This is a genomic window from Deltaproteobacteria bacterium, assembly GCA_029860075.1.
Classification (GTDB): domain Bacteria; phylum Desulfobacterota; class JADFVX01; order JADFVX01; family JADFVX01; genus JAOUBX01.
In genome coordinates this window covers 26,370-39,379 of sequence record JAOUBX010000021.1, presented here as the reverse complement: position 1 = coordinate 39,379, position 13,010 = coordinate 26,370, and the positions used below count along the sequence as shown (strand labels likewise).

General features: G+C 45.8%; 13 protein-coding genes. 9 read left to right on the top strand and 4 right to left on the bottom strand.

Features of this window, described 5'->3' with window-relative positions; all coding sequences use genetic code 11:
- Nucleotides 1-67 precede the first annotated feature (67 nt).
- From OEV42_08405 to OEV42_08370, 8 genes are all read left to right on the top strand, one after another.
- Nucleotides 68-2,446 (top strand): vitamin B12-dependent ribonucleotide reductase, encoded by a 2,379-nt coding sequence (locus OEV42_08405; GenBank protein MDH3974286.1) that lies wholly within the window; start codon nt 68-70, stop codon nt 2,444-2,446.
- Between the two features lie 90 nt (nt 2,447-2,536).
- On the top strand, nt 2,537-2,695 hold the full coding sequence (locus OEV42_08400) for a hypothetical protein (GenBank protein MDH3974285.1): 159 nt from the start codon (nt 2,537-2,539) through the stop codon (nt 2,693-2,695).
- A gap of 73 nt (nt 2,696-2,768) precedes the next feature.
- The gene (gene dcd / locus OEV42_08395; protein MDH3974284.1) at nt 2,769-3,335 is read left to right on the top strand and encodes a dCTP deaminase; all 567 of its coding nucleotides are present in this window, start codon (nt 2,769-2,771) and stop codon (nt 3,333-3,335) included.
- 61 nt (nt 3,336-3,396) lie between these two features.
- Nucleotides 3,397-3,555, top strand: a complete 159-nt coding sequence (locus tag OEV42_08390; GenBank protein MDH3974283.1) for a hypothetical protein — start codon at nt 3,397-3,399, stop codon at nt 3,553-3,555.
- A gap of 155 nt (nt 3,556-3,710) precedes the next feature.
- Nucleotides 3,711-4,232, top strand: coding sequence for a gamma-glutamylcyclotransferase (locus OEV42_08385; protein MDH3974282.1), 522 nt, complete (start codon nt 3,711-3,713; stop codon nt 4,230-4,232).
- 511 nt (nt 4,233-4,743) lie between these two features.
- Nucleotides 4,744-5,277 (top strand): peroxidase-related enzyme, encoded by a 534-nt coding sequence (locus OEV42_08380; GenBank protein MDH3974281.1) that lies wholly within the window; start codon nt 4,744-4,746, stop codon nt 5,275-5,277.
- An 82-nt stretch (nt 5,278-5,359) separates the two neighbouring features.
- On the top strand, nt 5,360-6,220 hold the full coding sequence (locus OEV42_08375) for a TraB/GumN family protein (protein ID MDH3974280.1): 861 nt from the start codon (nt 5,360-5,362) through the stop codon (nt 6,218-6,220).
- A 245-nt stretch (nt 6,221-6,465) separates the two neighbouring features.
- Nucleotides 6,466-8,034, top strand: a complete 1,569-nt coding sequence (locus OEV42_08370; protein ID MDH3974279.1) for a glycerol-3-phosphate dehydrogenase/oxidase — start codon at nt 6,466-6,468, stop codon at nt 8,032-8,034.
- A gap of 25 nt (nt 8,035-8,059) precedes the next feature.
- Here OEV42_08370 and OEV42_08365 read toward each other — a convergent pair whose 3' ends face one another.
- From OEV42_08365 to OEV42_08350, 4 genes are all read right to left on the bottom strand, one after another.
- Nucleotides 8,060-8,908, bottom strand: a complete 849-nt coding sequence (locus OEV42_08365; protein MDH3974278.1) for an NAD-dependent deacetylase — start codon at nt 8,906-8,908, stop codon at nt 8,060-8,062.
- A gap of 67 nt (nt 8,909-8,975) precedes the next feature.
- Complete coding sequence (locus OEV42_08360) at nt 8,976-9,437, bottom strand: RES family NAD+ phosphorylase (protein MDH3974277.1); 462 nt, start codon at nt 9,435-9,437, stop codon at nt 8,976-8,978.
- Nucleotides 9,437-9,904 carry a DUF2384 domain-containing protein gene (locus OEV42_08355; protein MDH3974276.1) on the bottom strand — a complete coding sequence of 156 codons (468 nt, stop codon included), beginning with the start codon at nt 9,902-9,904 and terminating at the stop codon, nt 9,437-9,439. Before OEV42_08355 ends, OEV42_08360 begins: the two co-directional genes overlap by 1 nt.
- A 420-nt stretch (nt 9,905-10,324) precedes the next feature.
- Nucleotides 10,325-10,825 carry a hypothetical protein gene (locus tag OEV42_08350; GenBank protein MDH3974275.1) on the bottom strand — a complete coding sequence of 167 codons (501 nt, stop codon included), beginning with the start codon at nt 10,823-10,825 and terminating at the stop codon, nt 10,325-10,327.
- Between the two features lie 665 nt (nt 10,826-11,490).
- On the opposite strand from OEV42_08350, the gene OEV42_08345 reads away from it, so the two are divergent.
- A complete protein-coding gene (locus OEV42_08345) occupies nt 11,491-12,819 on the top strand; it encodes a glycosyl hydrolase family 18 protein (GenBank protein ID MDH3974274.1) in 1,329 nt (442 codons plus the stop codon).
- Nucleotides 12,820-13,010 lie beyond the last annotated feature (191 nt).

Here is a 13,010-nt window from a genome sequence, read left to right as displayed (position 1 = left end):
AGATGGTTGGTAAAGTCATCATAACGTTGCTTTCTATTATATAAATTTCATATTTGAGGAGGAGTGAATGGGTAGCGTAGGCGCAGTTTCAGGAGATTTGGCAGGTAGTAAGGTAAAAGTAGAGAAGCAACGGGGGGATAAGCTGCCTCTTACTGAGAATGCAATTACCGTTCTTGAAAGAAGGTATTTGAAAAAAAATGAGAGCGGCAGGCCTGTTGAAAAAGTGGAGGATATGTTCAGGCGCGTTGCCCGCACTATTGCCGAGGCTGACCTCAAGCACGATCCCACAGCCGATATTAAGTCCCTGGAGAATGAGTTTTACTCCATGATGACCAATCTCGAATTTCTGCCTAATTCACCTACACTGATGAATGCAGGCCGTGACCTGGGTCAGCTTTCCGCCTGTTTTGTTCTTCCTGTGGAAGATTCTATGGAGTCCATCTTTGAATCCATTAAAGATACGGCGCTTATCCATAAAAGCGGCGGCGGCACGGGCTTCGATTTTTCCAACCTGAGACCGAAAAACTCCGTCGTTGCCTCTACCAAAGGCGTCAGTTCCGGTCCCGTTTCTTTTATGAAAGTATTCGATTCAGCCACTGAGGCTATCAAGCAGGGGGGGACGAGAAGGGGTGCCAATATGGGCATACTCAGAGTCGATCACCCTGATATTATGGAATTCATCACCTGCAAGGAAGACCATGTAACTCTGACCAACTTCAATATTTCCGTAGCGCTGACTGAAGACTTCATGGATGCCGTTGAAAAGGACAGGGACTACAGCCTTGTCGACCCCAGATCGGGTGAAGAAGTGGAAAGACTGGATGCAAGAAAGGTTTTTGATAAAATTACGGAGCTTGCCTGGACCAACGGCGACCCCGGTATTGTTTTTATCGACAGGATGAATAGAGATAACCCGACGCCCAAGATAGGCCCCATTGCCTCGACTAATCCCTGCGGTGAGCAGCCCCTCCTTCCCTATGAGTCATGCAACCTGGGCTCCATCAATCTCTCCAGAATGATAACAGGGGGCAAGCTCGATTATGCCAAACTGGGTTCTACCGTAAAGAAGGCCGTTCATTATCTTGATAACGTTATTGATGCCAATAAGTACCCTATTGATAAAATTGCCAAAATGACGAGGGCCAACCGGAAGATCGGTCTTGGTGTCATGGGTTTTGCCGATATGCTTATCATGCTCGGCATTGGCTACAACAGCCGGGAAGGGGTTGATACGGCGGATAAGATTATGGGCTTTATCCGTGAAAAGGCGAGGGAGGCTTCTGTCGATCTGGCTGAAAAAAGAGGCGCTTTCCCCAACTTCAAGGGAAGCATTTTTGACAAAGGGAAAAATGCTGTAAAGATAAGGAATGCGACGACGACAACTATTGCGCCGACAGGCACTATCTCTATTATTTCCGCTTGCTCCAGTGGTGTGGAGCCGCTTTTTGCCATCTCTTACGTAAGAAACGTTATGGATAACGACGAACTTCCCGAGGTAAATCCTCTCTTCGAAAGGATCGCAAAAAAAGAAGGTTTCTACTCTGTTGAACTAATGAAGAAGATTGCCGGGAAGGGTAGCGTTCAGGGTATGGCAGAGGTTCCCGAACATATAAGAAAGGCCTTTGTTACGTCTCATGATATTTCACCTGAATGGCACATCAAGATGCAGGCGGCTTTCCAGAAATATACCGATAATGCTGTTTCCAAGACAATCAATTTTCATAATGACGCAACTGTTTCCGACATAGAGAAGGCCTACATGCTGGCCCACAAGAATGGCTGTAAGGGAATTACCATCTACCGTGACGGCAGCAGGGAAGGACAGGTTCTTTCCATCAAGAAGGAAGAGAAAAAAGAAGAAAAACATGAAGTTCATATTCATGCCGATGAGATTGTGGCGCCCAGGGAAAGGCCGGCCGTTACTTTTGGTAAGACGGAAAAGGTGGCCACAGGTTGCGGAAGCCTTTTTGTTACCGTCAACGAAGATGAAGAAGGTCTTTGTGAGATCTTTACCCGGATGGGTAAGTCCGGCGGCTGTATCAACTCTCATAATGAAGCTATCGGCCGTCTCGTCTCTCTTGCCCTGAGAGCAGGTGTAAAGACCGAGTCCATTATGGACCAGATGCGAGGTGTAAGGTGCCCCATGCCGCTGGGAATAGGGAAAAATGCTGTTCTTTCCTGCCCCGATGCTATTGGTCAGGTGCTTGCCCACTATGTAGCCAACGGCAACGGTAATAGCACCGCCGCTGCTGCCGAGAATACGGCGTCAACGCATATGGCAATGGCGCCTCTTCCTGAAATGACGAGCAACAATATGGCCCAGGCCGAAAAGAGGGTTGATTCCATTGATATGGGGGTCTGTCCCGAGTGTCCCGATTGTGGTCATATTATCGAGTTTATCGAAGGCTGCCTCACGTGCAGGGGCTGTGGTTATTCCAAGTGTTGATATAAACTCTGAAAAGCAGGGGCAAGTCTTTCATCCGCTCCTGCCGGCCAATTTAAAGGAGTGGGCTTTTTACAAAGGAGAATTCAAAACGTGTCTGATGAAATGAGAAAAGAGATTCTTTCTGCCAGAGAGTGGATGGATTACTACGAAAAGCTTTTTAGGGAAAAAAATCCTGTCAAATCAAGCCCTTTGTCGGTAAGTAAGCCGAAAGAGGATAGGGGTGTTGAAGAGACGAGGAGAGATAATTAATTTAAACAGCCTTGATTGCGATTATTCCGGGCTTTAGGGAGATAAGCCGTCACTTTTCTCCCGGAGAGATAAAATGTCGATAAAATCAGACAAATGGATAAGAAGAATGGCCGAGAATCATAGCATGATCGAGCCCTTCGAAGCGGAGCAGGTGAAGAATGTAAATGGCAACCGCGTTGTCAGCTACGGTACATCAAGTTACGGCTACGACATTCGCTGCTCCGATGAATTCAAGATCTTTACCAATGTACACAGCTCCATTGTCGATCCCAAAGATTTTTGCCCCAGATCCTTTGTTGATTTCAAGGGTGACATCTGTATTATTCCGCCCAACTCCTTTGCCCTGGCCCGTACTGTCGAATACTTCCGTATACCGAGAAATGTTTTGACTGTATGTCTTGGAAAGTCGACTTATGCCCGCTGTGGCATTATCGTTAATGTTACCCCTTTCGAGCCCGAGTGGGAAGGCTATGTAACCCTCGAATTTTCTAATACGACACCGCTTCCGGCAAAGATTTACGCCAACGAAGGTGTAGCGCAGGTACTCTTTTTTGAATCTGATGAAGTCTGTGAAACATCCTATGCCGACAGGAAGGGAAAATACCAGGGGCAGACAGGCGTAACGCTTCCCAGGACCTGAAAATACCCGCCCTTTTTCCGGCAGGAGAGGCGCAAAATTGTCCCATAACTTGAGGAACCCTATGATAAGAACATTGATACATTTTATAAGCTGGATATTTTCAGTAGAAAAGACACCTGAGAAAGTGCTGGAAGATCTCAATAAGCATATCGGCAGCCGCTACGGGCAGTCGCGCCGCCACAGGGGGTACGGAGGAAAGAAGCAGATATTGCTTCCTTAATGGAGGGGCGAATGGGGTGAATATGGGTAAAGAAGTTTTATCGATGAAGGGACGGTCAGCTTTGATGTTGACCGTCCCTTTTTGTTATAATAGTCTGCTTGCAGCAATGATTTAGAAAAAAGAACCAACGCTATAAAAATAATAGAGGATAAAAGATGCTTTACTTTGCTTATGGCTCGAATCTGTCTATAGCAAGAATTTCAAAACGGGTTCCCTCAGCCGAACCGGTAGCAAGGGGCTACCTGACCGCTCACGTGCTTTGTTTTCACAAGGCCGGAAGAGATGGTTCCGGCAAATGCGATGCCTTTTATACGGGAAACAACAGGGATTGTGTGCTCGGCTCCCTTTACAGGATTGATGCGGACCATAAAGTCCATCTCGACAGGGCGGAAGGGCTCGGTATGGGTTACAATGAGAAAAGCGTTTCCATCTATGCTGAATCAGGACAAAAAATGGAGGCCTTTACCTACTATGCCACTCACATTGATGATAAAGTAAGCCCCTATCACTGGTACAAAGGTCATGTGCTCATTGGCGCCAGAGAGCATGACTTTCCGGAAGAATATATCGAAATGTTTCTGAGCGTCGATTCCATCGATGATCCCGATGCAGAAAGGGAAGAGAGGGAGCTCAGTATTCACGGTTTAGGGCTTAATGACGGATTCAGGGCAATATAGAGAGAAAAGGGGCATATTTCAATTCTTTGAGAAAGAGATAGTTCTTTGACCTGATTTTGTCAGGTCCCGCAAAATATAAAATCAAAAGAAATAACTTTTCCGGCAGTAAGTCCACATCCGGCTAGAATCTTCCCTCCAGAAAAAAGCAAAAGAGCAGTATGTATATATGCAAGGCATCTTTATTGTGATATAAAAGGCGACAATAAAGAGGGTTCTTTGCTGGCGCTTATATTTTTTTATTTAAAGGAGAAGGAATAAATAATGATTCAGGCAGGAAGGTTTGTTGTCCCTTTTATCTTGCCTGTTTTCGAGAGCTTGGCAGATACTTTTTTATCCGCCTGTTTATTGAGGTGGAAACTGTGACGATTTCTGATAAGATTTAACGTAAATACTTTCCGGGAGTCTGTCGGACTTAGGGAATAATTAGAATTTAAAACTAATAGCATGTCTGCAATAAAAGCAAAAGATATTTTTCCTGATTTGCGAATGAAACAGTAAAAAAGGAGGAACTATGCCAAAGGTTGAAACGATTGAAAAGGGAGAAGCAAGTGATGAGGTAAAAGCTATATTTGACGAAATAGAGGCCGCTTTTGGGATGGTACCGAATCTCTTTAAAACGTCTGCTCACTTTCCACCGCTGCTAAAAGCCAACTGGGAGAAGGTGAAAGGCGTCATGATGCAAGGCGCCCTTTCCCGAAAGGCCAAGGAAGCCATTGCTGTTATCGTATCCAATGACAACAGCTGTGATTACTGTGTTGCAGCCCATACGGCCGCACTGAAGATGCTTAATGTCACGGAAGAGGAGATAATCTTTATTCTTAACGAGGAGTTTGATGCAGCGGAAATTAGCAAAAAGGAAGCTGCCCTTATAAGGCTCGCCAGAGAGGCCAACATCAATCCCAATGCCATTCCCGGTTCCATCTTTAATGACCTTAAGATTGAAGGGGCTTCAAGCGGCGAAATTGTCGAGGCGCTCGGTGTAATGGAAATATTTACGGGGTTTAACAAGTTTCTCGATGCCCTGGAGGTGAGTATCGATTTTTAGGGCAAGAGGCAGTCAGAAGAACAGGTCAGCTAGCAAGAGATAGTCTCTCTCGATTCCAATAACACAAAAAAAGGAGTTAATTATGAAAACAAAGCTTTTAGTCCTCATCTGCACGGTATTATTCAGTTCGTCGCTTCATGCGGAAACTTCCCTATGGAAGGTACAGTCGGGGTCATCCGTTATCTATCTCGGCGGCACTATCCACATATTAAGGTCATCGGACTTTCCATTGCCAAAAGAATTCGACTCTGCCTATGCAGACTCCAAGATTATCACCTTCGAAACAGACCTTGACGCAATGCAGAGTCCCGAGATCCAGCAGCTTATGGTCTCTCAGGGTATGTATAGTGATGGCCGAACCCTCGATAAAGTCCTCTCAAAAGAGGCTTACGGCAAATTAAAAAAATATTGTGACGGCCTGGGCCTGCCTTTAGAGGCGCTTAACAGGATGAAGCCGTCTATGGTCGTTTTTACTGTTCTTGCGCTGGAACTCAAGAAATTGGGAGTAGACAGCGGTGGCGTCGATTTCTACTACGACAGGAAAGCAGCGGCCGATGGAAAGAAAAGGGATAGCCTGGAGACGCTGGAAGAGCAAATCGGTTTTCTGACAGCCATGGGCGAGGGGAATGAGAGCAATTTTGTCATCCACTCCATCGATGATTTCAAAGAGACATCAACCTTGTTAGATGAAATGATATCGGCATGGAGAGCCGGTGATATTCAGAAGTTGTCCGATCTCTTTGTCAAAGATATCAAAAAAGAGTTTCCAAAGTTATACAAAAACCTGTTGACAGACCGTAACAAAAAATGGCTTAAAAAAATAGATGCATATATGAAAACACCGGAAAAGGAGTTCCTCCTTGTAGGTGTTGCCCATATGCTCGGGAAAGAAGGGCTTATAAATCAGTTGAAAAAGCGTGGTTATGAGGTAACTAAACTTTAACTGAAAAGATTATTTTCAACGAGGGAAGCTGCGGAAGGGCAGGTCAATTTAAAAAAAGCTTAATCCCTGTTGGGAAAAAAGGTTTTGCTGTCCCCGGCATGACCGGGAATCGGTTAATTCTAAAAACTTCAAAAACCAGGGGTTGCGTCTGTGCATTTGAGAGAAAGAGAGATTGTTTTTTCAGGTTCTTATGAAAATTTAAAGCCTATGGCTTTTCCGGGATAATAAGATTTCAGGAGGGATTCATGAACCGTAATGAGATGATCGACCGGCTGGAGGGAGAAGACTTCGATGTTCTTGTCATCGGAGGGGGAGCAACGGGGCTCGGCGTGGCCATCGATGCGGCGAGCAGGGGGTATGGCACAGCCCTTGTGGAAGCCTGGGATTTCGCCAAGGGCACATCGGGCAGGAGTACCAAGCTTATTCACGGCGGAGTACGCTATCTTGAACAGATGAACTTTTCACTTGTCATGGAGGCCCTCCGTGAAAGAGGTATTCTCTACCGTAATGCACCCCATCTTGTCTCTGACCAGTCTTTTATTGTTCCCCGCTATCACTGGTGGGAAGGTCCTTTTTATGGCATCGGCCTCAAACTTTATGACACCATGGCAGGAAAACTCAACCTTGCTCCCAGTGAATTCTTAAGTCATGACGAAACAGTAGAGGCCATCCCCAATATTGAGCGCGAGGGTTTAACGGGAGGGATACGCTATCATGACGGCCAGTTCGATGACTCCCGTATGGCGGTAACCATGGCCCTTACCGCCTGTGAACATGGCGCTGCTCTTGCCAACTATGTAGACGTTAAAGCGCTTATTAAAGAGGGGGGCTATGTTTCGGGCGCCGTCGCCCTTGATAAGGAGAGCGGAAAATCCCTGACTATAAAGGCGAAGGTTGTTGTCAATGCAACGGGCATATTTGCCGATACCATCTGCCGCATGGACCGGCCTGAAGCCCCTCCCCTTATCGAACCGGCGCAGGGTATTCATCTCGTCTTCGATCGTTCCTTTCAGCCAAGCGATACGGCCATCATGGTTCCCCACACTGATGACGGCAGAGTACTTTTTGCCATCCCCTGGCATGACAGACTGCTTGTAGGCACAACGGATACAACCCTTAAAGAATGCTCCATCGAGCCTCTTCCCCTCGATGAGGAGGTGGATTTCATTCTCAGAAATGCAGGACGCTACCTGGAAAAAGAACCCGGCCGCCGTGATGTCAAATCTGTTTTTGCAGGGATAAGGCCTCTCGTCCATCCTCCGGGAAAAAGTCTGGAAAGCAAGGAAATATCACGGAGCCATGAAGTTTTCACCAGTGAAACGGGTCTTGTCACCATTGTTGGTGGAAAGTGGACGACTTACCGGAAAATGGCTGAAGATGCAATGGAGCATGCCATTATGGTAGGCGACCTTCCGGAAAGACCCTGTGTTACGGAAAAGCTGAAACTCTACGGCGCTATGGACAGGGATGCCCCGGAACTTACCACCGATGACCGCCTCAGGGTTTACGGCAGTGAAGCTGTCCTCATAAAAGGGATGGAGCTTGAGGAGATGGAGCTTGCCCGTCAGATTCATCCCGATCTTCCTTACCGTTATTCTCAGGTCCTGTGGGGAGCCAGGAAGGAAATGGCAAGAACGGTGGAGGATATTCTTTCCCGCCGGACAAGAGCGCTCATCCTGGATGCCGAAAAATCAATTGAGGCGGCGCCGGAAGTGGCAGGGATTCTTGCCCGTGAGCTTGGGCATGATGAAAGCTGGGAAAAGAAGCAGGTGGAGGAGTATACACGGCTTGCCAGGGGGTATATGTTGAAGTGATTAATTGTTGCCATGCTATGTCCACTTAAGTCCTGTCCATCCTGTCAATAATCGCCCTGATCCCTTCCCCGCCACCAAGGGGGATGGCCAGGTGTCCCGGCGGGACGTCATCGTCCCTCGGGTTAATGCGGATTAATGTTCCGCTGCACCCTCTTGCCGCCTGTTCCGATTGCATTCTTACCGTTGGCACGGCATGGCCTGCGCCGACTTCCACAACAGCCAGTTTCATTTCTTTTGCGCGTATGTTATTGAGCCAGTTTGAGAGGTGATAGCTCTGTTCATTAGTCCTGTGGGGCAGCCAGCCCCAGTCACCGAACATGAGGATATTGGGGCGCGCCGGTGCGCCGCAGTGAATACAGGCGGGCAGCGGTTTTCTTGCTCTGAAGGTTTCACTGTTAACATCAACATGTGTCTCGTCGGCATTCCATATGGCCTCACCGCAGCCGTCGGCACATTGGAGGTAGTGAATGGAGCCATGACATTCCTTGATTTTTATACCATCAAAACCGGCTTTCTGGAATTGTCCGTCTACGTTGGAGGTAAAGACGAAGTAGCCTCCTTTTTTTTTCTTGCCAAGTTCCAGGAGTTTTGTAAAACCGTGATGGGGCTCGGTTTGCCTGTACAGATTCAACCTGTGGCCGTAAAAGCCCCAGGCAAATTCCGGATCGGTCCTGAACCATTGAGGATTGGCCATTTCGGCAAAGGAGATGCCCAGCTTCCTCATGGGGGGATAGGCTTTCCAGAAACCTTCATTACCACGAAAGTCGGGAAGGCCCGAATCGACGCCCATGCCGGCGCCTGCCGTAATAAAAATGGCCTGGGCTTCTTCAATTACCTTTGCAGCGAGCGCTATATTTCCCTTATCTTTTTCCATGATAGTATTATTAACATATCCCGGGCGGGGAGGCAATAGGTGTAAAGGTGGGAATAATGGACACTAATTAGTTTCGAAGCAAACGGTAATCAAAAGTATATTCTTTGGTTTTTTTAACTTTTACCCGGTGGAAGTCGGGATGGAGTGGATTGATAAGGATATTGAACTCATCATCAACAACAGCAGATGGTACGCGTAAGAGCAGTGAGTCTCTCGACTTTGCCCAGTCGGACCCGATTGTTGCCAGTGAATTGGGCGCTGGAAATTCTCTCCAGTTTTTGGGTAATGCAGATTGCTCAAGCTGTTGAGCCTTTATCTCGCCGGTAATTTCAATGGATGCAATACTCAGATCATAGGGCACTATTGCAAAGGGGACATGAACGAGATATTCGACACTTGCCAGTGACCTGCTTTCGGCAGTGTAAACCATCCTTGTTCCTTTCCGGTTCCACCTGCCTCCATAGGTTTCAGCTCCGGCGCCGGTAAGATTATTGATATAGTCCGTTTTGGATATTCTATAGACCTGCATTAAGAAAAAATACCATGTTCGATCCTGCCTAATTCATCTAAAATCATATCTATTCCGAACTTGGATTTTAACAGGCTCTTTGGTGTTTTATTGGCAAATGAGGTGCAAGGATTATTCATCCATAAGAGGAATTTTATTTTGTCCTGGAAAACAGCCGTTCCTTTGGCGCTCACTTCGGCAATTTGCAGAATATGATCGGAAACGACAGGCGCAAACTGTTTTTCATTATCATAGCGTTGTATGGTCCGTTCTGTAACAGGCAAAACCTCCGCCATTTGCTTTGTTGAAAAATGGAGATACCTTGCAAGGTGAAGAAGGGAAGCTTTGCTGATACCCTCATCGACGAGGTTAACTAAATCGAGGCGATTTTCAATTTTTTTATGAAGAAATTTTGCGCCGCCCAGTACGCTTGCAATACTAACCTCACAGGAAGCTAACTTGCCGGCTATCGTCTCTGCTGTTTTCATTTTAACCCCCTTTGTTTTTCCCATAGCTTTTCCTCTCCGGATTAGAGTTTACGACATAAGTCTATTATGAACCGACATTTGTCTGGTGTCAAGCTGAATTTGTTTAAATTGTTACTCCCTGTTTCTCAGTTTATTCATGAGTGGCGCATCTAAAGGATTAAGTTGTGAGAAGGGTTCATTAAATATATTGTTAAAAGGTCTGGCCAGGCGGATTAGGTCCCCTTGGCCAGACGTGAATGAAAAAGGTTATTTTAAATATTTATCGAATTCCGGCGATGCAAAAATAATAGGGGCAGGGCTGTATACCTGATAAAAGGAAGAATATTCATATGATGGATTTCAGAGCCTTACAATTATCCTGCGCTTGCCAGGGCAGCACAGTTACTTTCGCCTTTCTTCTTTCTTGCCCTTATCTTGCATTTATGCGGTGGCAGCTGAAATGGATGCGCCGGCTTTTTCAATCGCTCTGTTGCCGATATGTACATCGCCGGTGACCGTATCGACAAAAATATAGGGCTTAAAAGGGTCTCCTCCAAAAATAAAATAAGGATTACCGATGGTTGGCCCTAAAGGGTTTCTCAGGGTAACGGCGCCATAGGGATTCTTGTAGCCCGCCTTTTCCTTCAGTTCATTGGCCTGCGGAAGATCCATATTGACGGGCCAGTTGATAATAACATCTTCACACCAGGGTGACGGGATAAGTTGCGGTTCGCCGAATTCACCATAGCCCGTCTCTGTGATAATAACTGTAGTGTTGTTTGTATTACGAAAAACGACTCTTAACCGGTCAATCTGTGCAGGGTCCGTCGTCGGACCGCCTGATGCTGTTCCATCAGCTTCGTAGAGCTTTGCCTCCGGGTATTTTTCCGTTACTATTCGTACTGCAATGTTTACACGTCCATTGAAACTCAGAATTGCCATTTTCCCCTCCTTTAAATGGTACGGCTGTTTAAATGAGTCAGACAAGGCGCCGCTGTGCCTGCCTTACTGTAGACTTTGCGAACACCATATCCGCGTATAGTCTAAAGTAAAGCTGCTGTATTTGAGCTTGTCAAATTTTTTATGTCTGCGTGGAAAAGGGACAAAGCGAGGCAAAGCAGAAGGAACGTTATTTACTTTTCGTTTTTTGCCCTTTTTCCTTCTTTATTAGAAAAGAAAATCCTTTTGTTTCCATACCTGCTAATTGAAATTATTAATAAAAAATTTATAAAGACTTGCAATCCTGAAAATAGGTGGTAATTTTTATTTTGGGGTGGGAATTCTTTTTTTTTTACTTTTCAATAAAGGTAAAAAAGCCTTTGTGGGTTATTCCCCGAAAATCTTAACGCCAGCCAGGAGAGATATCAATTCTTTGATATTGTCTCGCTTGTTTTATAAGGCTGAAGTGAAGGACTATGCAGGCGCAATAAAAATGTGCTTGCTCATTAATTTTATAGGTATAGGGAAAATTGATTGTCCATTAAAGGTTTATCACCCTGTGTTCATATTAATAAAGAAAGGAGGTGAATAAGATATTTCTTATGTTAGCATTATCGATTGCAGTCCTTTTTTCTTTATTGAACGTTTAAAATAATGAGGTAAAGAATATGCAAAACACCACACCAAATAACCTTGTGAATGCCTGGATTTTTCTGAATGAGGATGAACCGGCAGGTACTAATTACAATAGCTCAGACAGTTGTTACCAGACACTTATTCAAAACAATATCTACCAATCCATAGATATACTGTATATGTGCTTTGTAGAAACAGTCCCCACCAGCAGTACTACCATACCCTCCGGCGATGGCTCGTCATACACCATCCAGATGGGCAATTTGCCGCACAATCAGGAGTATATGGATAAAATACTGGTAGATGCCAAAAACAACAACTCCAATATGAAGTTTGGCGTTACCGTTGGCTATGACAGTGGCCAGGTATCGAATATCTTCTCAAACCCTGAATATACCCCTCAGCAAAATGCTGAAAATTTCGCCGCAAACCTCTTGAAGTATATGCAGCACTACGGCCTGTCAGGTTTTGATATTGACTGGGAATGGCCAATGTGTAACGAGGTGACCCAAACACAATTCAAGCTTCTTTTCACTGCTGTAGGCCAGCTGTTTCAAAAGCAAAGTGAACAATACTATTGCTCAATTTCGCCTGCCAGCAATGCCAATACGGATACGGATACAATCAACAGCTATCTGGACTTTGTAAACCTGCAAATGTATTTCAGCACCGGCCTGCCATTACAGTTTCCTCATGTTAAGCAGCAGTTATTTGGTTATGGCGTTAAATTTGAAGCTAGCGGACCTACCTCTGACATTTGGCACGTGGGTTTTCAAACAGCGCTTAATGGCTATGAACTTAACATCAGCAACAATCATTTTAATTCATACATTAACTGGCGATTAAACTCACAAAACTTTATGTTTGAGCAAACCCAGCAGCAGGCACTCTATGGATTAATCCATAATAACTATCTCGTGGAAAACCAATGGGGTGGTTCATCGGCACCCTGGCACCCGGGCGGCACCTGGGTTATGGGCTGCCGTAACGGTCAGCATGTTGTGCAGTTGGAAGCAAGCTCTGCTGATGGCGGTCAAACGCTAAAGGGTACTATGACTTATGACGGTGAAGGTCCTATTGGTTTCACTGCTACACTGCGCGGCAATAATAGCTATCAGGTACAAAACCAATGGGGTGGTTCATCGGCGCCCTGGCACCCCGGTGGAACATGGCTCATTGGAGGGCGCAGCAACCAAAATGTAGTGGCTATTGATATTTCATCGAGCGACGCCGGGAAGACCCTAAAGGGTACAATGACCTATGCCAACGAAGGGCCCATAGGTTTTGCCGCTGCATTACAGGATCATGCCGACAAAAAAATTGCTCATGCAGGCCGTGCAGGGCAGAGTGGCGAAGCATAATCCGCCGCATGTAAATTGTATTAAACGTTAAAGGGTTTATGCCTGATTATTGCCGTAATCACCTGAAAGGAGGTGTTGCTTTTTACAGTTAATCTGCCTGAACGTTGACAGAATCATATTTTGGTAAAATATATTGATACCTTAGGAGCAGCGGGTAGTCTGGATAAAGTAAAGTGATGCCCGGGAGTTTG